The sequence below is a fragment of the Neobacillus sp. PVCKKU3 genome (genome assembly GCF_058323225.1).
Genome location: NZ_JBLVQN010000057.1, coordinates 1 through 21,435 on the forward strand (window position 1 = coordinate 1; position 21,435 = coordinate 21,435).

General features: G+C 40.5%; 23 protein-coding genes, 1 rRNA gene and 1 pseudogene. 6 read left to right on the forward strand and 19 right to left on the reverse strand.

All coding sequences use genetic code 11. The annotated features are described in order from the left end of the window. Positions 1-201: ribosomal RNA gene (locus ACNQGS_RS26330) — 16S ribosomal RNA — on the reverse strand; the annotation flags it as partial. Positions 202-583: 382 nt separating this feature from the next. Here ACNQGS_RS26330 and ACNQGS_RS26335 point away from each other — a divergent pair. Next, complete coding sequence (locus ACNQGS_RS26335; RefSeq protein ID WP_423798731.1) at positions 584-721, forward strand: hypothetical protein; 138 nt, start codon at positions 584-586, stop codon at positions 719-721. A gap of 58 nt (positions 722-779) precedes the next feature. On the opposite strand, the gene ACNQGS_RS26340 is transcribed toward ACNQGS_RS26335, so the two are convergent. The 5 genes and pseudogenes from ACNQGS_RS26340 to ACNQGS_RS26360 form a co-directional block, all read right to left on the reverse strand. Further along, the gene (locus ACNQGS_RS26340) at positions 780-1,532 is read right to left on the reverse strand and encodes an exodeoxyribonuclease III (protein ID WP_491489973.1); all 753 of its coding nucleotides are present in this window, start codon (positions 1,530-1,532) and stop codon (positions 780-782) included. Between the two features lie 130 nt (positions 1,533-1,662). Then, positions 1,663-2,366 (reverse strand): annotated as a pseudogene (locus ACNQGS_RS26345) (divergent polysaccharide deacetylase family protein). 113 nt (positions 2,367-2,479) lie between these two features. Beyond that, complete coding sequence (locus tag ACNQGS_RS26350) at positions 2,480-2,920, reverse strand: peptidylprolyl isomerase (RefSeq protein ID WP_491489974.1); 441 nt, start codon at positions 2,918-2,920, stop codon at positions 2,480-2,482. A 199-nt stretch (positions 2,921-3,119) separates the two neighbouring features. Next, a complete protein-coding gene (locus tag ACNQGS_RS26355; RefSeq protein ID WP_491489975.1) occupies positions 3,120-3,566 on the reverse strand; it encodes a CBO0543 family protein in 447 nt (148 codons plus the stop codon). Next, positions 3,499-4,617: a DUF2515 domain-containing protein gene (locus ACNQGS_RS26360; protein ID WP_491489976.1), complete on the reverse strand. Its 1,119-nt coding sequence runs from the start codon at positions 4,615-4,617 to the stop codon at positions 3,499-3,501. The genes ACNQGS_RS26355 and ACNQGS_RS26360 overlap by 68 nt, the downstream gene beginning before the upstream one ends. An 82-nt stretch (positions 4,618-4,699) precedes the next feature. On the opposite strand from ACNQGS_RS26360, the gene shc reads away from it, so the two are divergent. Beyond that, positions 4,700-6,565: a squalene--hopene cyclase gene (gene shc / locus ACNQGS_RS26365; RefSeq protein WP_491490010.1), complete on the forward strand. Its 1,866-nt coding sequence runs from the start codon at positions 4,700-4,702 to the stop codon at positions 6,563-6,565. A gap of 31 nt (positions 6,566-6,596) precedes the next feature. Here the strand turns inward: shc and mug are convergent, their stop codons facing one another. Beyond that, positions 6,597-7,103 carry a G/U mismatch-specific DNA glycosylase gene (gene mug / locus ACNQGS_RS26370; RefSeq protein WP_491489977.1) on the reverse strand — a complete coding sequence of 169 codons (507 nt, stop codon included), beginning with the start codon at positions 7,101-7,103 and terminating at the stop codon, positions 6,597-6,599. A gap of 116 nt (positions 7,104-7,219) precedes the next feature. On the opposite strand from mug, the gene ACNQGS_RS26375 reads away from it, so the two are divergent. The 4 genes from ACNQGS_RS26375 to ACNQGS_RS26390 are packed head-to-tail and all read left to right on the forward strand — an operon-like array spanning position 7,220 to position 9,601. Continuing rightward, the gene (locus ACNQGS_RS26375) at positions 7,220-7,858 is read left to right on the forward strand and encodes a copper amine oxidase N-terminal domain-containing protein (RefSeq protein WP_491489978.1); all 639 of its coding nucleotides are present in this window, start codon (positions 7,220-7,222) and stop codon (positions 7,856-7,858) included. Between the two features lie 16 nt (positions 7,859-7,874). Beyond that, positions 7,875-8,123 (forward strand): hypothetical protein, encoded by a 249-nt coding sequence (locus tag ACNQGS_RS26380; RefSeq protein ID WP_464566178.1) that lies wholly within the window; start codon positions 7,875-7,877, stop codon positions 8,121-8,123. Beyond that, on the forward strand, positions 8,098-9,030 hold the full coding sequence (locus ACNQGS_RS26385) for an FAD:protein FMN transferase (RefSeq protein ID WP_491489979.1): 933 nt from the start codon (positions 8,098-8,100) through the stop codon (positions 9,028-9,030). Before ACNQGS_RS26380 ends, ACNQGS_RS26385 begins: the two co-directional genes overlap by 26 nt. A 4-nt stretch (positions 9,031-9,034) precedes the next feature. Next, positions 9,035-9,601 carry a ferric reductase-like transmembrane domain-containing protein gene (locus ACNQGS_RS26390; protein ID WP_491489980.1) on the forward strand — a complete coding sequence of 189 codons (567 nt, stop codon included), beginning with the start codon at positions 9,035-9,037 and terminating at the stop codon, positions 9,599-9,601. A 22-nt stretch (positions 9,602-9,623) separates the two neighbouring features. On the opposite strand, the gene ACNQGS_RS26395 is transcribed toward ACNQGS_RS26390, so the two are convergent. From ACNQGS_RS26395 to ACNQGS_RS26450, 12 genes are all read right to left on the reverse strand, one after another. Further along, positions 9,624-10,847 carry a sensor histidine kinase gene (locus ACNQGS_RS26395; RefSeq protein ID WP_491489981.1) on the reverse strand — a complete coding sequence of 408 codons (1,224 nt, stop codon included), beginning with the start codon at positions 10,845-10,847 and terminating at the stop codon, positions 9,624-9,626. Then, entirely contained in the window at positions 10,840-11,517 is a 678-nt protein-coding gene (locus ACNQGS_RS26400; protein ID WP_491489982.1) for a response regulator transcription factor, read from the reverse strand. The genes ACNQGS_RS26395 and ACNQGS_RS26400 overlap by 8 nt, the downstream gene beginning before the upstream one ends. Before the next feature lie 96 nt (positions 11,518-11,613). Then, positions 11,614-12,201 carry a YitT family protein gene (locus ACNQGS_RS26405; protein WP_491489983.1) on the reverse strand — a complete coding sequence of 196 codons (588 nt, stop codon included), beginning with the start codon at positions 12,199-12,201 and terminating at the stop codon, positions 11,614-11,616. A gap of 110 nt (positions 12,202-12,311) precedes the next feature. After that, positions 12,312-13,637 (reverse strand): Na+/H+ antiporter NhaC family protein, encoded by a 1,326-nt coding sequence (locus ACNQGS_RS26410; protein WP_491489984.1) that lies wholly within the window; start codon positions 13,635-13,637, stop codon positions 12,312-12,314. A gap of 115 nt (positions 13,638-13,752) precedes the next feature. Continuing rightward, positions 13,753-14,166 carry a hypothetical protein gene (locus ACNQGS_RS26415; protein WP_491489985.1) on the reverse strand — a complete coding sequence of 138 codons (414 nt, stop codon included), beginning with the start codon at positions 14,164-14,166 and terminating at the stop codon, positions 13,753-13,755. 45 nt (positions 14,167-14,211) lie between these two features. Then, positions 14,212-15,510, reverse strand: coding sequence for a S1C family serine protease (locus ACNQGS_RS26420; protein WP_491489986.1), 1,299 nt, complete (start codon positions 15,508-15,510; stop codon positions 14,212-14,214). 140 nt (positions 15,511-15,650) lie between these two features. Continuing rightward, positions 15,651-17,075, reverse strand: a complete 1,425-nt coding sequence (locus ACNQGS_RS26425) for an ATP-binding protein (protein ID WP_491489987.1) — start codon at positions 17,073-17,075, stop codon at positions 15,651-15,653. Then, on the reverse strand, positions 17,053-17,748 hold the full coding sequence (locus ACNQGS_RS26430) for a winged helix-turn-helix domain-containing protein (protein WP_491489988.1): 696 nt from the start codon (positions 17,746-17,748) through the stop codon (positions 17,053-17,055). The genes ACNQGS_RS26425 and ACNQGS_RS26430 overlap by 23 nt, the downstream gene beginning before the upstream one ends. A gap of 175 nt (positions 17,749-17,923) precedes the next feature. After that, entirely contained in the window at positions 17,924-18,706 is a 783-nt protein-coding gene (locus ACNQGS_RS26435) for an enoyl-CoA hydratase/isomerase family protein (protein WP_491489989.1), read from the reverse strand. Positions 18,707-18,748: 42 nt separating this feature from the next. Continuing rightward, a complete protein-coding gene (locus tag ACNQGS_RS26440; protein WP_491489990.1) occupies positions 18,749-19,519 on the reverse strand; it encodes an SDR family NAD(P)-dependent oxidoreductase in 771 nt (256 codons plus the stop codon). 30 nt (positions 19,520-19,549) lie between these two features. Beyond that, entirely contained in the window at positions 19,550-20,290 is a 741-nt protein-coding gene (locus ACNQGS_RS26445) for a 2-phosphosulfolactate phosphatase (protein WP_491489991.1), read from the reverse strand. Positions 20,291-20,307: 17 nt separating this feature from the next. Continuing rightward, entirely contained in the window at positions 20,308-21,384 is a 1,077-nt protein-coding gene (locus tag ACNQGS_RS26450; protein WP_491489992.1) for a phosphotransferase family protein, read from the reverse strand. Between the last annotated feature and the right edge of the window lie 51 nt (positions 21,385-21,435).

Sequence of the window (21,435 nt, forward strand, 5' to 3'; positions counted from 1 at the left end):
TCCCCTCATGTGAGGGAAGAAATTATCCGGTATTAGCTCCGGTTTCCCGAAGTTATCCCAGTCTTACAGGCAGGTTGCCCACGTGTTACTCACCCGTCCGCCGCTAATCTTCAGGAGCAAGCTCCCAATGATTCGCTCGACTTGCATGTATTAGGCACGCCGCCAGCGTTCGTCCTGAGCCAGGATCAAACTCTCCAATGAAGTTGAGTTGATTAGCTCAAAAATGTTACGTTGGCTTCATTTCAAATGAAACGAATATTATTGTTTGTTGACGTTTTTGTTTGTTTAGTTTTCAAAGAACTATCTACTAATCTATCGATTAGCGACATTTGTTATATTAACATAATGTCTTCTCTTTGTCAACCTTCATCAAGATAATCGATGAAACAGAACTTTTCTTCCAACTATCTCGCATCAGCGACAATGATTATATTACTACTCAAATGAATGTTCGTCAACTGCTATTTTTAACTATGATAAAAGTTCATTTCAAATAGTATTTTTTATTTTTAAAAAATGTTTAGTTTTCTTCTGCTTAGGAAAAAATACTTAAGTAATTTTTCTCTAGGAAGGGGCTGTTAATATGAATTTCAATCCAATGAAAAAAGAAAATGATACAGATTTCGTCGACTCAAGCGCTCAAGAACAACTAGGCAATTCAACCGATTCAGATAAGAATCCTGAATTTGACGAACTAGGAACACCTCTTAATGAAATTTAAGGTTAAAAAAACCCTTTGCCAAAGCTTTCCCTGGCAAAGGGTTTTTTTAACATAATCCTTAATGTATTTCCAGCACTACTGGACAATGGTCACTACCCATAACATGAGCGTGAATATCAGCATTTTTTAAACGCTCACATAAAGTTTGCGAGACGATGAAGTAGTCAATCCGCCATCCGATATTTCTTTCTCGAACTTTATTCATGTATGACCACCACGTATAAGCCCCCTCTTTATCCGGATAGAAATGGCGGAAGCTGTCAACAAATCCTGCCTCCAGAAGTGTAGACATTTTAGCACGTTCTTCGTCTGTAAAGCCGGAATTCCCTACATTTGATTTCGGATTCCTTAAATCAATTTCCATGTGGGCAACATTTAAATCGCCGCAAAAGACAACAGGCTTTATCTTATCCAGCTCTTGCAGATGTTGAAGAATCCGCACCTCCCATTCCAAACGGTACCCTAGCCTTGCTAAGTCTCTCTGGGAGTTTGGTGTATATACATTGACCAAGAAAAAATCAGGAAATTCTAATGTAAGAATTCGACCTTCATTTTCATCATCTTCCTGTCCCACTCCATATTTAACTGATAACGGTTCAGCTTTTGTAAAAACAGCCGTACCTGAATAGCCTTTCTTAACGGCATAGTTCCAGTATTGATGATAGCCGTCTAACTCCAGACTAATTTGCCCTTCTTGCAATTTCGTTTCCTGAATACAAAAGATATCCGCATCCACTTCATGAAAATATTCCAAAAAGCCTTTTTTCACACAAGCTCTAAGACCGTTCACATTCCAAGAAACTAGTTTCATTTATTGATCCTACTCCCTTATAACTCTTATTCTATTTAATAAAGGTCATTGTATCAGCTTAAGGAGACACACGGAAAGGATTTTGTTCAGAAAATAAATGGAAAAAGGCAACGAACTGCTGCCTTTATTATTAGGGGATAAATTTCTTTTCAATTAATTGATAGTCAAAAAGCTGTGATACAGGAACAATTTTGATATTCTTCTTTTTAAACTCGTCCATCGACTGCAAAATTCCATTCGAGCAGACTTTCCCAGTCACTCCAACATGGCCAATCGCAATAGCCTTTCTTTTTATCTCAGTCTTTTTTACCAGCAGGTTCATCTGTTTTCGGACATGTGCGGAGGATGTAATATCATCCAGAAAGACATCATTCTTTAATAGAGGAACACCCATTTCGGCTGCAATCTCAGGAAATTTTGATTTGCTGCTTGTGCCACTGTCAACGAGCCCATGTGATTATTAAGTCCGACAGCATACGGAACGCCCTTAACAGCCTCTAACACACGTTCTCTTACTTGCTTTGGGGATAGGTCAGCAGTAATGGGTTTAGGTCCAAGACATGAACGTTTCCCTCTTTTTGGCTCCATCGGCAAATGAATCATGACTTCAAAGCCATTTTTATGGGCCAATTGCGCGTGTTTTTTCGAATTGTCGGTAAAAGGCATGACCGCAGCTGTAATAGGTACATCTCCTTCAAGAAAGTCACTCACCCCTTTGACGCAGCCCCCAAAGTCATCAATAATAATGGCCGCTTTAAGGTTTTTTGCCTCTGATTCCTTTGCAATCACTTTTGTATTAATAAGAAGAACCAATAGTAAAAGGAGGAAAACCACGAATTTCTTCAATATAAAGACCCCCGTTGTGAATTAGTGAAGATATTTTCCCCTTGTTACACGATATTAGTCCTAATGAAAAAGAGAGCTAAAATTTAGCTCTCCCGTTAAAATTATTCTTCATCAAAAACGCGTACTTCTTTCATGGTGTCACCGTTTCTCATTGATCTTACAGCCTCAAGATCAGAAGTTACTTGCCCAAAAACAGTATGAACGCCATTTAGGTGCGGCTGTGATTCATGAACGATAAAGAATTGGCTGCCGCCAGTGTCTCTTCCCGCATGAGCCATGGAAAGTGAACCAGGTACATGCTTATGTGGATTTCCTTCAGTTTCACACTTTATAGTGTAGCCAGGGCCACCCATACCTGTTCCTGTAGGGTCCCCACCCTGAGATACGAAGCCCGGAATTACTCGATGAAAAATAACCCCATTGTAAAAACCAGAGTTCGCCAGTTTCTCAAAGTTTTCAACTGTCCCCGGCGCTTCGTTTGGAAATAGATCAAACTCAATTTTCGCGCCATTTTCCATCAATATGTATCCTTTTTTAGCCATATATAACACTCCTTATGTAAAAAATCATCTTAATCATACACTTTTCATCAAAGAAAAGAAAGTATTGGCACATTTGCCCATTTATATTTCTTACAAGAGTGTGTTAAAATAATCTTACCCCTTCCGAACATTCGCTTGTTGCGGGACACTTAACCACTGTACGGACGGAAGGGGCAGCCGAGACTATGTCTCGGCTTTTTTATTTTTCTTCTTTTTCCAGCCATTGAAAAAACGTCGTTACCGCTGATAAAAATAAAAGATACAAAAAAAAAGTGTAAATGTGCTTCCACTCCACCGCATGCTTAAATAAGCCAAGAACCTCAGCTAATTTTTCTAGAATGGGCATCAATAAGCTGGCAAACAGGATTACACCCATCCTCCCCCATTTATTCAAACCAGCAATCACATATAAAAAAACGGCCATAAATATCGGAAGCACCACCAGCGTAAACCCGATATTTATGGAAAAAACGTCCGCTAGCGGGCGAAACGTAAACTCATACATTCCCTTCCCTACAAAATAAAGATCCAAATAAGTCCCTATTAATGATCCTAGCACACCGCCAGCCAACACATGCTTAAAAGTTAATCGTCTTTTTGGCAAGAGCTGCGATTTCGAGCCGTTCAAGCGTTTTACAGTATTCATCCCTTATCTCCCCGTCCATCATTTCCATATCGTCCACTAGATAATCCGCAACACGCCAGTCTTCAAACCAATCACGAGGCTCCGCTTCCGTCTGGCTGACATTTTTCCAGGCATTTTCAAGATTCGGGCTGTAAAATCTTCTCGCTCCCTTCCTAAGCCTGCAGGATTTCAAGCGCAGCGGATAAGCTATGCCGGGTGTCCCCTCATTCACATTATTAAAAAGATGCGGCCAATAATCCTTTCGCGATCCAGTATGCGGATGCAATTTTGCCCATTCCAAAGCCTGTATATGAAAATCTTTATTTTTAAAAAGAACGGAATATAACCTTTTCCCAAGTAAAATCCGTTCATGCAGGGATTCAAATTGGTGAAGCGTCTGGCCCTTCAGTCCGCCATCCCCATAAGGAAATAGAATATGGTTGAAGGAAAGCACGTCCTGTAGAATAAATTCAAACTTATTTAATACCTCTTTCTGGTAAACCGGATTTTGAACCACCCTTTTTTCCAAGTAACTCTGTTCGTTAATGACCATTGCAATACAATGAATATAGCGGTCATGATTTTCCCAAAAATGATTCCAAATCGTTTCCATAAAGGTCGAAACATTTAAATGCGAAAGCATATAAAACATTGGTCTACCCCTGCGCAGACTTTCCTCATAAAGCAGAAATTGCGGATAAACATCCTGGAAAATCAGCCAATTGCCTCTCTCCAAAAAAGAAAAAAACGAATCTCTTTCTTTTTTTGATAGCAGTTTCGTTAAAAATTCCCCTTTTAAATCGGTCATGTTGTACCCGCCGTTTCGTGAAACCATATGACCCAAAAACGCCCATTGGATATCTGGGTACTGGAGATAGAAATCAAGGTAAGCTTTTGTCCTTGTGACATTATTAAGGTTATGCTTTGCTGTTTCCTTTTTTATATTTTCTAAAAGAACTTGATCTCTCCCTGTTAACGGGATCTGGACCACAGCTGCCCCTTTATTTTTTTTTCTTAATTCTGCCCGGATGCTTTCAAGCGGCGGTTTGTCACGATTTCTCCAAAAAAACATGGCAAATACCCCCAATACGAATGGTCCTTGCACAATAGGAATATGTATAGCCTAAGGAGTTTTGCCTGAGAAAGGAGTGATCATGATGGTGGATATACAAAAGGGTATCGATTGGATTATTGACAGCCTTAAAAAAGACCAATCTCCTGACGGCTCCTGGGATTATCCTTTTGATACAGGAATTTCAACAGATGCTTATACCATCATTTTATTACGCACATTGGAGATACATGATGAGGAATTAATCCAAGGACTTTGCAGGCGGATTGTAAGTAAGCAGGAAAAAAACGGGGCTTGGAAGCTTTTTTATGACGAGGGAAATGGAAATGTATCATCTACACTGGAGGCGTACTATGCCCTCCTTTTCTCCGGATATTATTCAAAAGAAGACAAGAATTTACAGGCGGCAAAGAAATTTATTTTGACCCATGGCGGTCTAAAAGAGGTTAGTACGTTTACCAAAATTATGCTTGCCCTTACTGGCCAATACAGATGGCCATCGTTTTCACCACTGCCGATTGAAGTTATTCTTTTGCCGACTAACTTCCCGATCAATTTCTATTCCTTTTCTGTATTTGGGCGGGCTAATTTGACACCGATAATGATTCTCGCCGCCAAGAAATTAGCAATCAAAGCTAAAAATGCCCCCGACTTAACCGACCTGCACATCCATCGGGAGGTAGACGAACAATGGATTCGCTCGGATGAATGGCGCTCGTTGTTATCCTTGATTGAAGAGGGAGTGGAGAATTTAATTGGCATTCCTGAAGAGCTTAGAAAACTAGCATTTGAACGAGCAAAAAAATACATGCTGGACAGAATTGAACCGGACGGAACATTTTTAAGTTACTTCAGCAGTACCTTTTTAATGATTTTCGCCCTACTCTCGCTTGGTTACAAAAAAACGGACCCCACTATTACAAAAGCGATCGAGGGACTAAAGTCCATGAAATGTGAAATAAACGGGTTCCCACATATGCAATATACAACGGCCACAGTTTGGAACACATCCTTAATTTGCTTTGCCTTGCAGTCAGCTGGATTATCACCGGAAGACACAATGGTGACAGAAGCAAATCGTTACCTTTTAAGCCGCCAGCAGCATAAATTTGGCGATTGGGTGATTCATAATCCCAACAGCTTGCCCGGAGGCTGGGGCTTTTCGAATATAAATACAATCCTGCCCGATGTGGATGACACTACCGCCTCCCTTAGATCACTTTCAAGAATTGCCTCCTCTGAAAAAGCGGCTTGGGAGAGGGGAATCAGCTGGACGTTGTCGATGCAAAATGACAACGGCGGCTGGCCAGCCTTTGAGAGAAAAACTGATTCAAATTTGTTAAAATTATTGCCGTTAGAAAAAGGCGAGTTTTTGCTAAAGGACCCGACATGTGCCGATCTAACTGGAAGAACATTAGAGTTCTTTGGTAATTATACAAATTTGCCCAAAAACCATACTGTCATAAAAAAAGGGATCAACTGGCTTTGGAAAGACCAAAGACGGGACGGCTCCTGGTATGGCCGCTGGGGAATTTGCTATACGTATGGAACCTGGGCAGCCATCACCGGATTACTGGCAGTTGACGTACCAGAAAGGGACCCACGTATTCAAAAAGCCGCGGACTGGTTAAAAAATATTCAAAATCCGGATGGCGGCTGGGGAGAGTCCTGTCACAGCGATTATCAAAAGACCTACGTTCCACTCAAATCCAGTACCCTTACACATACCGCATGGGCACTTGATGCCTTGATTACGCTTGCCCCTAAACCAACTGCCGTCATCCAAAAAGGGATTGCCTATCTATTAGAATCGTTAGATAAAGACGACTGGACAACAGAATATCCGAAAGGACAGGGAATGGGCGGAGCCTTCTATATACATTATCACAGCTACCGGTACATCTTCCCGCTTATCGCCCTAACCCACTATCAAAAAAAATACCAATAAAAAGAATCGACGGACTCCTTGAGCCGTCGTTTTACTTTGCGACTAACCTGGCAAGCTCCCGATAAATCCCCACCATCTCATCGAGCTTCATTCTGACCAATCCACTTGTGTTCGGCGCAACAAAGTCAACCGCCCCTTGCACAATGGCCTCCTCCTGTATCCCCCATAGGGCTGTTTTCCGGCCGCTGTATTCCAGATATACGCCTTTTCCAACATAACAAACAATTTGAGGCTTCAGTTTTTCAATCTTTTGTTTTAAAATGTCCCTGCCTTCTTTGAATTCTTCCTTCGTGATTTCAGCAGCTGCTTTTGTCGGCCTTGCCACTATATTTGTAATCCCCATTCCTAATTCCAGCAATACATCACCTTCCGATGGGTCCAATTTTCTTGGTGTCAACCCTGATTCATGAAGGATTTTCCAAAAACGGTTGCTTGGCCCTGCAAAATGATGGCCTGTTTCACTTGAGCGGACCCCGGGATTAAAGCCTACGAATAAAACAGCTAAATTTTCCTTTATTCGATCTCTAACTGGTTTCATGACCATTCCCCATTCTTATAAACTGAACTTTTTTTATTTTAGCATAGTCTTTTCAGATTCCTTTCAGACAAAGGGGCTAAACTTCAGTTAATAAGATAAATGGAGGTGTCCAATCGATGATGAAACAGAAAAAATTATTTACCGTACTTGCCAGCTTATTTGTGATTTTCTCAATTGGAACAACTGCTGTTATAGCGGATGATGACGATGATGGGAAGCGTGATTATTTTCAGTCTAACGATGAAAATGATGAAGAGGACTATGAAATGGAAGATCATGATGACGACTTCGAGGGGTGGGAAAATCAGGTCCAAAGTCCCGTCACGCAAGCCCAATCACAAGAATTTTGGAATATATGGACACGGGAACCGCGAACTAATGCCAATAACGTTTTACCAGTAGATAGTCCATCCGAAATGGCAGTCAACAATGGTAACCAGGAATCTCGCCTTTACATCATTCCACAGAATGGGCAACTGCTTATTTCAGCAAAGGCATTTGCTGATACTGTGGGAGCACAGGCAGTTTTTTACCCTAAGAGTAGAATTTGCATCCTCACAAAGGGTGATAAGGAATTAATTGTTCGAGCAGGCTCGAATGCAATCTATGAAAATCAACGGAAAACTCCAATGCCGACAAAAGCTGTCTATATGGAAAATTCCGTATTCCTTCCAATCTCAGTAGCAGCAAACGGACTGGGCTTTCGCGTCTCCTGGGATGACACAAATTCAGCATTCACTTTAAAACCACTATAAAGGAAAGGTGAGGAAAATGGCAAAATCAACGAAATCAAAATGGCTGCTAGGCGTAACAGGAACCGCTCTTACAGCTTTTGTCATCACACAAATTGGGACAAATCCGGGAAATGAGGGGTCTGTTGTGAATGACCTGTCTCTAACAAAATCAATGAGCAAAGAAGAAAGGGAATATGCCAAACTTGATTGGTCTAACTTTGTCATAAACGGAGAATCTGTCTCGGGAGGTGTAAGACAAAGTGACCGCCAAACCCGAAGATCATGATGATTTTGATTTTTTGGTCCTAGAGGCAATGAACACGTCATTTTATATTGCCATCTCCAATACTCTCAATTCAAATTGGAAGGAGATTATGACCGGATGGATTCGCTATGTTGAAAAGGAATGGTCTCGTTTTACTCCCAACAATGAACTCGGATTATTGAATAGATTGGCGCCGGGAGAAACCGCTAAGGTGTCCCCTCCGCTCTTTGACGTACTCTATCAGGCAGAACAATATCGCAAGAAGACGAAAGGATACTTCTCACCCTATTTACTTGCCCAGATGCAGTACCACGGCTATACAAACTCCTTTCCATTTCAAACTAGTTTGAAAGTTGGGAACGAAGTGCCAGTCAATTGTACTGATGAACACACGCCATATATTTTCAACTTTGAGACCTTTACGATAAAAAAACACAGTGGAAATCAAATAGATTTAGGAGGTATTGGTAAAGGCTATGCCGTTGAAACTGCAGCACGATGGCTAAAAAATATCGGTGGGGCCAAGTCAGGGATTGTTGACGGCGGCGGCGATATGACGTGCTGGTCCGATGGAAAGAAGGAATGGAAAATCGGTGTAGCCCACCCTTTTGAAGAAAAGCAAGAAATGGCTACTATTCCATTAAAAAACGGAAGCATCGCTACCTCTAATATCGTCTATCGCAGTTGGGTACAGGAGAATGAGAAAAAACACCACCTATTAAACGGGAAAACAGGTCTGCCAGTTGAATCAAAAATCCTTCAAGCAACTGTCATTACAGAAAACTGCCAGGACGCAGAGGTAATGGCTAAGCTTTGCTTTATGGAAAAAGATTGTACATTAATGGAGGCATTGGCGGATATAACCCCCCACTATTCAGTGCTACTGGTTCATGAAGATGAAACGATTACTACCTTTAAAGGAAGGTGATATCTTGATAAACGACTATATTTCGATATGGACATTGATTCGAAGCTCTGGATTTTTGGCCTATTTTTTCATGACCACTTCCCTTGCTATCGGGTTGGTCAGTTCCTTTACGGTGATGAAGAAAAAGAAAGCCTATCTTCTTTCCCTTCATCAAATCAGCGGCTGGTATGGTTTGTTGACGATTATTTTTCATCTCATGTTAATTTGGCGCGATCAATATGTTCCGTATTCTATTCCAGAACTTTTTGTCCCTTTACTTGCAAACAATCAACCAATATATTCTGCTCTTGGCACATTATCATTTTATCTATTTTTCATTGTGATGATTTCTTCAGATTTTTTCATAAAAAAATTAGGGATAAAAAATTGGAAAAAACTCCATCTTGCAGTTTTTCCGGCCTGGGTGCTAATGGTTCTGCACGGGCTATTGATTGGAACAGATTCAACAGAGCGGTGGGCATTGGTTTTATACGCCGGCAGTATTTCTCTCATTTTAGTTCTATCAATCCTAAAATATATCGAAACCATCTTGCATGGCTCTGAGGCTAAGCAAGGCAAACTGAAAAATTAAAACGGCAGCCAATCCTGCCGTTTTAATTTTTGTCTTTTATTGTGATCGTAAAAACACTGCCTTTACCCAGCATGCTTTGCACCGATATTTTTCCACCGTGGGCCTCTACAATCGACTTGGCAATTGATAGACCTAAACCGGAGCCGCCTTTTGCTCTTGAGGCATCTGTCCGGTAAAAACGGTCAAATATAAAAGGAAGATTTTCTTGCGCAATGCCGCACCCTGAATCTTCAACAGTAATAACTTTTTCAGCAGATTTTAATGTTAATGTAAGCTTTACTGTCCCTTCATTTGTATACTTGAATGCATTATCCAACAATATATATACTAATTCCTGTATCCTTGTTTCATCGCAAACTAGAAAAATTTCAGGTTCAATTTTTTGCGCAAATATGATATTGGCTGGTTTCTTCCGTAAGAACCGCTTGTATATGGATGTTAACAATTCCGATAAATTAACCTCTTTCATCTCCATGGTTAATTGTTTCTTATCACTTCTGGCCAATAGGAGTAAATCATTGACCAGTCTATTCATTAATTGGGCTTCAGTTTGTAAATCATGAAGAACTTCTATTCCAAGTGGACTCATATTCTGACTCTCTTCGCGGTTTAACAGGTCAATCGAACTGTAAAAAATACTTAATGGAGTTCTAAGTTCATGTGAGGCATCGGAAACAAACTTTTCCTGTTTGTGATAAGCTGTTTTAATTGGCTTCATCGCTTGTCCAGCAAAATAATAACCTAAATAGGCAAAAATCAAACTAAAAAATACCGTTAAAGCAATCAACGTCCATGTGATTTTTTGAATCAAGTGTTTTTCTGAGGTAATATCCATTCCTAGGACGACAAAGCCATTAGAACCAAGAGGATGTATCTCGACAAGTAAATGCTTATCTTCCCATTGAATCCTTTCCGCTTGGTCAGCATTTGTAATTGGGATATTTCCCACCCATCGATAAAATCCCCGAATGTTTTCCTCCCCATACACAAACTCTTTCTTGTGGTTAAGTACATAATAAAATATCGTTCGGTTCGGATCATAATCAATTCCATGGTGTTCGCCCTCATAAAGGTCCTCGAGGAAATCAGACTTTTCTTTGTCAAAATACCCAATTAGCTGCTCCTCTTCCTTTGCATTGATTTCATGCGAAATAAGGAAGTAGAGGATTCCAATAAACAAAACAAGCAAACTGACCAGCGATAAGGTATAAACAACCGTTAAACGCCTTTTCACTTGATTAAACATTGGTACTTCTCACCTTATAGCCGATTCCACGGACATTTTGAATTAAGGAAGGCTTTCCAGGAATATCAACCTTTTTGCGCACCAATTTCACTAGGGCATCAAGCGCATTATCCGAAACTTCAGAATCATAGCCCCAAAGCTTTTCGAACAAAATTTCTCTTGTCATAACTTGATTTGCGTTTCGCATCAACAATTCCAATAATTGATATTCCTTTTTTGTTAAATCAATTATATACCCATTTCTTTTTAATTCATGGGTATTCAGATTCAAGGAGAAATCATTGATCGCGATCAATTCCTCAACAGGTTTCTCCTTCCGGCGGCAAATTGCCCGAATCCGTGCCGAAAGCTCATTAAACTCAAATGGTTTTACAATGTAATCATCCGCTCCTGAATCTAAACCAGTGATGATGTCTTCATTGGCACCTTTAGCCGTAACAAATAAAATGCCGCTTTGGATCTCCTTCTCGCGCAGCCGTTTGCAGACAGAAAGTCCACTTTCCTCGGGCAGCATCCAGTCCAGAATAATAACATCATAGTTATAGATGCGGGCATTGTCATATGCCTCTTTGCCACTGGTCACCCAATCGACAAGATGAAATTCTTTTTTTAACAAGTGTGTCATTATTTTTCCCAGCCGGACATCGTCTTCCGCCAGTAAAATATTCACCCTAAACACTCCATTTCAAAAAATTTCCTTTTACTATTATCATAGCAATCAATTCTGAAAAATGAGTGAATAAATGGTGAACATCGTCATCTTTACTTATTTAATTTTTGAAATTTCAATTCTGCCAATCGAGGTAATAAGGCTGATTAATAAACCGATAATCGTAACAATGACTAATGAATACAAGAATTTTGGATCCTTTAGTAGAAGCAGACCTGAAATAATAATCATTCCATCGATGGTTAAGGCAACCAACCCTACATTCACCTTGGACCATTTGGAAATAATCAGCGCAAGCAAGTCGATTCCGCCGGGACTGATATGATTTCTTAACATGACGCCAACACCGATCCCGATTATAATGGCACCAATTATGATACTGCTTAAGATAGGCATATGAAAGACACCGCCGAGCGGCAGCCAAAATTGAATCATTACCCCTGAAACAATAGCACCTATTAAGCCATCGATAAAAAGGTTTGGTTCATATTTAATCGCAAACAAGTAAACCGGTATATTCAATAGAATAAATATAATTCCCGGGTTTAAGTCCCAAAGATAATTGGCCAACAGACTAATCCCAAAAAACCCGCCATTTATTAGGTGGAAGGGGAGGATAAACCCGTTAATGCCAATTCCAATCATCGACGTTCCAAAGCCAATTATGACCCATTTTTTCAGCATCTCGTCATCCCTTGTCCAAGTTCTTTATTACCACTTATATGTTATAAAATTGGACTTCATTCATAGGGATTCCATATGTAAAAAAACAGGAACCAAAAAATGGCTCCTGTTTATGCTGCGGCAGTTCGGTTATGATACCTATTACGCCTTTGTTTTATTTGAGAAATCACAAAAGTTAAAAATGGCAAAATCCACAAAAATACGGCATACGGCAAATATTCCACTAACGAAACTCCGACAATGGTGCTGCACATAATGGCCAATACACTCCATGGAACCATTCCTGGAAACAGCATTGTCGAATCTCCCATTACTCTAGCCAGCTCTTCCTTCCCATAATGATTGGACCAATGCGGCAGGAACGCCCTCCCAGTCAAAATAATCGGCAGCGTTTGATTAGCGGCAATTAAACTGATAATCAGAGTGGCTGTCAGGACTTTAAAGGTGTCACTCGTTAAGGAGCGCGAAGACTGCAGCCATTTATCCAAATAAGGCTGAATGACATTTAATTCTTCTAATAATCCATTATAGGCCCCGGCGAGAGCCAAAAATAGCAGCAATTCATACATATGAATGAACCCGCCGCCCAAACCATCAATTCCGTACCATAAGGCTTTGATTATTTTGCCAAAAGCATGGCCTTCCAGAACAGCTAGAATGGATGCCGATAGAATGCTAGAAAGAAAAGCATAAATGATACTCATTCGAAAAATCACAAAAAGTATTAAGACCAACGGCGGGATAAATTTAGTCAACGATAGCTTGCTCCATTCGAAATGCAAAGAATAGACAGCTGTCTTGGCTGATAAATAATGGTCTAGAACACCGTAAAAGATTAAGCAAAGAAAAATCGCGAGGATGGTAGTTAGAAACATTGCTCTCCCCTGCTTTTTAACCGGTATTTCGACTATGTGTGAAACCAGCTGATGCGAACTCGAAAACGGGGATGTCCGATCTCCGACAAACGCTCCTGAAACCAAAGCGCCGGCAGCCGCCGCCACGGGAAGATGCAAAACCATTGCTGTTCCAAGAATAGGAACTCCAATGGCACTTAATGTTCCAACAGTTGTCCCGAGCAGCATCGAGATGGTTAACGCAGCCATAAATGTTAGCAGAAAAAAATGCTCCGGGCTAATCAGACCAAGAGCTACTTGAACCATTTGGTCAATCGTCCCGGACAGATACCAGGAGGGTAATAAAAATCCCACTAAAAATAGTATGAAAATGACGATTTTTGTTTTATTTATACCTCTCAGGCAAATTTTAAAAATCTCCTGATATGGGATCCCTTTTTTAACAGAAAGTTGAAATAGAATCAGGAATCCTGGAAGAAAACCAATCACAAGCGGAAAATGGATAATGACAGACGTTATCACACCGAGTAAGGTTATCAAAAGAACGAATAGTACTTTTCTTAAGGAAAAAGTAAAGTGCATTAGGAGACCACCTTTTTGAATAGGAACATACTCATTATATGAAATGTTTCGCCTTTCGAAAAGATGGTAAAATTAGAATAGAGCCGCTAATCTTCTTAAATAAAATGAAAATTACTTAATGGAGATACTTTTTACCAGAACTAAATCTTCGCCGATAAACAAATTTCCTTAAATCGCTTTCTTTAAGGTTTCCATCATATAACAAAAACAACAGTGATTGAAACTCTGGATACCGTTTCATGACAAAAAGAGCGAACTCCTTCCGTTCGCCCTTTAATTTTGCTAAAAACTCTTGGTCTTGTTTAATTTCATTCAGCTGATTTTCAAAATAAGCTTTTGTATCCTCCCACTTTTCAATCCTTTTCTCCAAAATATCACGGGCATATACAGGTAATTTTTCAATCACAAGGTCAATATAGCCTTCAGACCACATTAGCATTTTATCCTTCTCAGGGAGTTCAAAAAGCATATTCAGCAGCTCAATATCATCCGCAAAATCGCTTGTTGCATATTTTCCAATTCGGTTCACCATATCACCTCAAATTTGAAGTTAATGGTTTTATCTTTTCTAAATCTAGTCGCTATTATTATTCGTCAACTTGGCAGTTAAAGTTTTTTGTTTTCCATCACGATATATTTCAAATTTAATCTCATCGCCAACTTTAACCTTAGAGTAAAGATATTTTCTTAAATCCGATGAATTAGCAATTGCTGTTCCGTTCATAGAAACAATCACGTCCTTTGGCTCGAAGCCTGCTTTTGCTGCGGCGGAATTCGGGTCAATATTCATGACCAAAACCCCTTTGGTGATATTTTCAGGAAGGCTTTGCCAATACATTTGTGAAACTTGATTTAAGTCTGCCAGTCCAACCCCTAAATAGGGACGCACAATTTTTCCGTTTTGGATTAGTTGATTAACGATTGGAATAACATCGTTGCTTGGGATGGCAAATCCCAGACCTTCTACACCATTTTCGGAAATTTTCATGCTATTAATGCCAACGACAAGCCCCTGAGAATTGATTAGCGCTCCTCCGCTGTTTCCTGGATTAATCGCTGCATCAGTCTGGATGACATTGGTTTCCCAGTTCCCTGCTGATGTCGAAACTGGAATACTTCTATTCGTGGCACTGACAATTCCCTGGGTTACAGTCCTGGAAAGCTCTAGCCCCAATGGATTTCCGATTGCGTAAACCTGGTCGCCGGGACGAATGGTTGATGAATCGCCAAATTGAACTGTTGTCGTAACATTTTTAGCATCAATTTTTAAAACTGCAAGGTCAGTCAAGGCATCTGTGCCGACAACTTCTGCTGTAGTTTTTTCACCATTGTATAAGGAAACCTCCAGCTTCGAAGCACCCTCTACCACATGGTTATTGGTAACGATGTAGGCAAAATCACCCTTTTTTTGAAAAAGAACCCCTGAGCCCGATCCAGATTCTACACTTTGGGATGAATTTGAACTACGGAAAAACGGATCATTTTGCTGCTGGTAATTGACAATACCGACAATCGCCTTTGAAACCTGCTCCACTGTATCAGCAATAGAAGCAGAATCTGAAGTCGACTTTGTTGACACCGGTCTAACCGTTGAAGCCGTACTCTTAGCTGCCTGTGAACTGCTTGTGTCTTGATTTGCTGCTGCCGGATAATAGTTCTGGAAGTAATCAGTATGCGGCAGGACTGCTAATGTCAATGCAGATCCGACCACTCCTGCCGCTACTGTCGAAACAACTCCTTTTACAAAACCTTTTTTGGGTTTACTTTTAACAGGAGGAGCGGTCCTCATTTGCTCCGTTCCATGCTGGATTCTTGTCACTTCATACGTTTCGTTTTGAGTTTGATTGATTTCATTCGGATCTCTGAATTCCATCTTAATCTTCTCCTTTAAGTATGTTAACTTCTTATCTTGTCTTTACTATAACTGACAAATTTTAAGAAATTATTAACAAACTTTAACAGCTTTTAGAAATTATTATGAAAAAAGCCGCGGGAGCAATTTTCCCGCGACGTTTATTTTGGAAAACGAATAATAAATTTTGTCCCTTTCCCTTTTTCACTCACAACATTTATATCCCCACTATGGAGAAGCACTAGCTGTTTCACAATAGAAAGTCCTAGACCAAACTCACCATAAGGGTTACTGGTTCTGGAAATATCAGCTTTGTAAAAGCGGCGCCAAATTTTTTCTACTTCAGCAGGATCAATCCCAATTCCGGTATCCTCCACTTCAATTATGACGCTGTATGGCTCTTCCCTTCCGCGAAGCCAGATGGTTCCCTCTCTTGTAAATTGAATGCTATTTTTCGTTATATTAATTAAGATTTGAATAAGCCGGTCGTAATCGGCATTTACGTAAACTTCCGGTGCTGCCTCAACAATGATTTGATTGTTTTTTTCTTCCGCCTGAAGACTTAATTGCTCCTGTATTATCTCAAGAACTTCCGAAAGCTCAATTTCTTCCTTCATTAACTGTATCTGGTTGGAACGGATTTTTTCAAAATCAAGATTTTCATTGACGAGACGGATCAGTCTTTTTGCCTCTTGGCTGACTAGGTTTATGCCTCTTTCTTTATCTTCTTCAGAAATCATATTGTTTTTTAGCCCTTCAATCACTCCGCTTATGGTCGTAAGCGGTGTCCTCATTTCATGAGAAACATCGGCCATAAATTGACGACGGCGGTTTTCCAAGCTTTCAATCTCGGCCATAGAGGTATTGATTTTATCAACCATGTGATTAAAATCATTTGCTAATTCTCCGATTTCATCGTAATTCGAGGATTGAACATGAACATTATAATCCCCTTTAGATACTTGGGAGGTTGCCTCCCGAAGCCTTCTAATCCTTTTTACATGAATTCTTGATAAGTACCAGCTTTGAAGGAAAGAAACACCAAAGGCAATCAAAATAGTATACAATAAAATTTTATTTATTTCCTGTATCATTTGGAGGGAACCGCTAATTGGTGATGTGAGCAGGATTCCCCCATAAAATTTTCCATTCTCCAAATAGGGTAAAACGACAAATGTTACGCCATCCTGGTCAAATCTTTTATAATCGCTTTGAACAATAATCGTCTTACCCTTTTTTAGGTTTTCCCAATCCTCCCGAGGCAGGTATTTAATTTCTGGCCCTCGATTAGAAACTAAATACAATTTGCCATCCCGATCAAATAAACTAAAGCTAATTTTACGAGCTGGTAAAACAGAACTATATTTATTAAGCACAATTTCGGTTGCATACGGATTTTCTTTAATATCTGACAAAATAGCTTTGCCATAGGAAATTAGTTCATCCGCCTTGTTCCTATAAACAAGGTTTTCAAGATAATGGGCAAATAATAAACTTAATAGTAAAAACGCTACAATAATAATGCTGATATGGCTGCTAAACTGTTGATAAAAGTAACGGAACTTAGTCTGTTTTAAGCGCGTCATCGAACTTATACCCTACTCCCCAAACAGTATGGAAGAATGGCTGCTCTGAAGTTTCCACCTTTTTCCGCAACCTTTTAATATGCACATCAACGGTTCGTTCATCTCCATAAAATTGATAGCCCCAGACCCTTTCAAGCAGCTGCTCCCGTGAGAAAACCTGGCGAGGATGCTCCGCCATATAGAAAAGCAAATCAAACTCCTTGGGGGTCAAATTGGTTACCGGAGCCCCATCAACCATTACTTCTCTGGTTGTTTTATTGATTTTAAAATGCTCTGTTTCCAATACCCCTTCATTATCTTTTGGTGCCTGAACCTGAACACGACGGGTTACTGCCTTAATCCGGGCCATAAGGGTCAGCGGGCTGAACGGCTTCGTTACATAGTCATCCGCTCCCATTTCAAGGCCAAGAACCTGGTCTGACTCGCTGTCCTTTGCTGTTAACATAATGATGGGGACTGTATTTTTTTCTTCTCTGATCTTTCGGCATATGGTGACCCCATCCATGCCGGGCAGCATCCAATCAACAATCAAAGCATCCCATGTGCCATTCTTGAATTGGTTGTAGCCCTCTAATCCGTCATTGACAAATACTCCTTCAATCCCTTCTTTTGCAAAAAACATTTCAATCATTGAACAAACACTTTTATTATCCTCGATCACTAATATTTTCACTAATGCTCAACTCCCAGAGTTAGAAACTTGATACTATTAGTGTAAACAAATTTGCAAACATAGCAAACCTTCAGTATTATTCTTCCCTATTAATTAATACATTGTTCATATTCTGTTAATATTCTCATAGAAAAAGAGACCTTGAGTGGACTCAGGGGGTCTCCTTCATAAACTCCTATTTTCCTTTAAATACCGGTTTTCTCTTTTCTTTAAAGGCTGTAGTTCCTTCTTTATGGTCCTCTGATTCAACCATAATCATTTGGGTTAAACGCTCTAGCTCAAGAATCTCTTCCAGCGATGAAGTAAACGATTTATCAACCAGTTTCTTCTGTTTTCCATATGACAATCCTGGACCATTCGCTAATTTTAAAGCTAATTTAGTTGTTTCTTCTTGAAGCTTCTCAGCCGGAACAAGATAATTGATGACACCTAATTGATAAAGACGTTCGGCCGGAATAGGCTCTGCTGTAAAGAAGAACTGCTTGGCTAAATGCGGACCAACCAATCTAGGAAGGAAATAAGAACCGCCTCCATCAGAAATCAGCCCAACCTGGGAAAAGCTTAGCGCATATTTACTGTCCTCGGCTGCGACTATTAGGTCACAGGCTAGAACCAAATTAAAGCCTGCACCCGCAGCAAAGCCGTGAACCGCGGCAATTATCGGCTTTTCAACATCCTTCATTAATAAAATAAGCTCATTCAGTTTGCCAATATGTTCATAAACTTGAACGCCTGACCTTCCCTGTCCCATCCCTTTCACGTCACCGCCGGCACAGAAGGAACGGCCGGACCCAGATAGCACGATGGCTTGGATATCGTCATCATTTTGCGCGTTTCTGAGAGCATCCTTCAATCCTAAAATCATTTCCGGGCTAAAGGCATTGAGACTTTCCGGGCGGTTCAAGGTCAGTGATAAAACAGGTCCTAATTTTTCTACTAATAAATGTTCTTGCGCCATTATAATCTCCCTTTCCATTTAAAAATTTTAAGGTTTTTGAAATTATTTAATCAGCCAGCCGCCATCCACTAGTAAATCGGAACCAGTCATATAAGAGGCATCGCTGGATGCTGCAAACGCTATGACACTTGCAATTTCCTCGGGAGTTCCCACTCTCGCCATTGCCGTATTTTTCTCAATGGCACGGACAAAACGTTCATTCTGCAGGCCTCGTTCGGTCAACGGGGTCTCGACAAACCCTGGCGAAACGGAGTTCACGCGGATTCCGTATTTAGAAAAATCCAACGCCAGTGATCTTGTAAAATTAATCACTGCCGCTTTAGCTGCACTATAGTGAGGAATTTCTGCCCCAGCCTGGTGTCCCGATAATGAGGCAATATTGACAATCGCACGATTGTGCTCGGAACGCTGTGCGCCCTCAATCATGATTTTCCCCATTGCTTTTGAGACAAGGAATACGCTCTTTAAATTAACATTTTGAACATAGTCCCAATCTGCTTCCGACATGTCTAATATTTTGTTGTGTCGTGACCCTCCTGCATTATTAACAAGAATGTGGAGGTCTCCATAATGCTGCCGGACATAATCCGCAAGCTCCTCGACATCTTCGGCATCCGTACAATCCGCCGGAAAAATTTCAGCCTTCGGTATTTTGCTTTGGCGATTGATTTCTTCAGTCGTTTCTTCCAATTTTCTTTTTGTCCTGCCCACCAAAATGACCTTTGCCCCTTCACTTGCAAGCCTAATGGCAGCGGCTTTTCCTATTCCGCTTCCAGCCCCGGTAACCAACGCAACGGTATCTAAAAACCTCATCCGTTATCCCCCCTGATCTACTTAAATTTTCTAAACAGTGCAAGCTGTCTCGATTACTACTTTTCCATTTTTCAAAATCGGCACGATTGATGTAATCCCTTTAGAAACCGCGAGTTTTAAATCTGGATGTTGATCATATTTTTCTAATAGTTTGCCAACATAGGAGTTTACGAATATTTCATATCCAGCATGTTCCTGGCCGCGGTAAAAATACATAGCTGCCTTTGCTGCATCTGTTAGCTCGTGTTGGCCTGTTTTTACCAAACAATCAATTAGATGCCCTGAACCATAAAAGTCTTCTAAGCTGAGCTCTCCGGAATTTCCGGAACAAATGATAAGAATAGTCTGCTTATCCCCAACATTCGCAAGCGTTTCGGCAACCGCAGGATTATTTAAAATCGAGGCTACATAAACCTTCTTGGCGGAAGCAGCCTTTCTTAAAGCAACTGTTCCATTTGTGGTAGATAAAATGAGCGTCTTACCTTTGACGTTCTCCCTGATTAAGGTTGGACTGGGATATAAAAAGCCGTCAATTGGTTTCGCATCCAGTTCACCAGCAAGAAGGCAGGTATCGGGCATGAAATTTTCAGCTAAATCACTAGCTTCGGAACTGTTAAGAACAGGTATAATTTCCTTTGCTCCGTCCTTTAAAGCTGATACAATGGTTGTCGTGGCTAAAAGAATGTCTAAAACAACTGCCACTTTATTTCCTTCTAAAATTTTCTCCTCACTGATATCTTCCTTCTTCACAAGAAGGTGAATTTTGGCCATTTCATTCCATCCCCCTGCTAAAGCTTTTCATTGGCTGTAAATGTCGCTTGCTGGATTAATCCCTTAACATAATTGTTTAGGGTTGCAAATCTTGTATCGCTCGTTTGACCTTTCTTATAACGATAATAGATTTGCTGACAGATGACAGCGAGTTTGAAATAAGCAAACGTCAAATAGAATTGCAAGATAGAGACATCCCTGCCGCTTTTTTTGGCATAACACTCAATAAATTCCTTCCTCGTGAAAAAACCTTCGTGGACAGCGGTAACCGGATCTCTGCCCATCCCTTTTTTCATGTTTTGCGGGTCCTCAGGGAGACTCCAGTAACTCATCGCAGCCCCTAAATCAGCAAGGGGGTCACCTACGGTAGTCATTTCCCAATCAAACAAACCGACCATCTCGGTAAAATCATCATTTAACATCGCATTATTCAGCTTATAATCATAATGAATCACGGCAGCCTCTGAATGTTTAGGAATATTGCTCTCAAGCCACTTCTTCAGGGATTCCACCTCGGCAACTTCATCCGTTTTGGCCCGTTCATAACGGCCAATCCAGCCGTGAACCTGCCGCTCCATAAAGCCATCAGGCTTGCTTATTTGCATAAGTCCTGTTTCCTTGTAGGGAAGAGCATGCAGTTTTGCCAGGTTTTCAACCATTAGTTCCGAAATCTGTTTACAAAGCTCAGGTGTCACATTTACGGCAGCAGGAAATGAAGTGTCCAAGACAATACCATGCTTTCGCTCCATGATAAAAAATGGGCTGCCGACTATCTCATGATTATCGGAAAACAGAAATGGCTTAGGCGCGGCCGGGAAGATGGGATTTAATTCTGTCAGAATCTTAAATTCCCGTTCCATATCATGTGCTTTTGGTGCCACCGGACCAAGAGGAGGACGTCTTAACACTGCCTCCCAATCTCCTATCCTAATTTGATAGGTTAAATTCGAGGCACCTGCAGAAAACTGTAAAATTTCCAGCGGGGCACTCGGCAATGACTTAATATTCTCACGCAAAAACGTTTCTAAAATAGCTAGATTTAACTCCTCTCCTATACGAACAGGAATCGTATCCTTATTCATTTGATAAGGCATGTTTTCATCCTCCCTTCAATTCAAAAAATTCAGATTTTTATTATTGTGGAT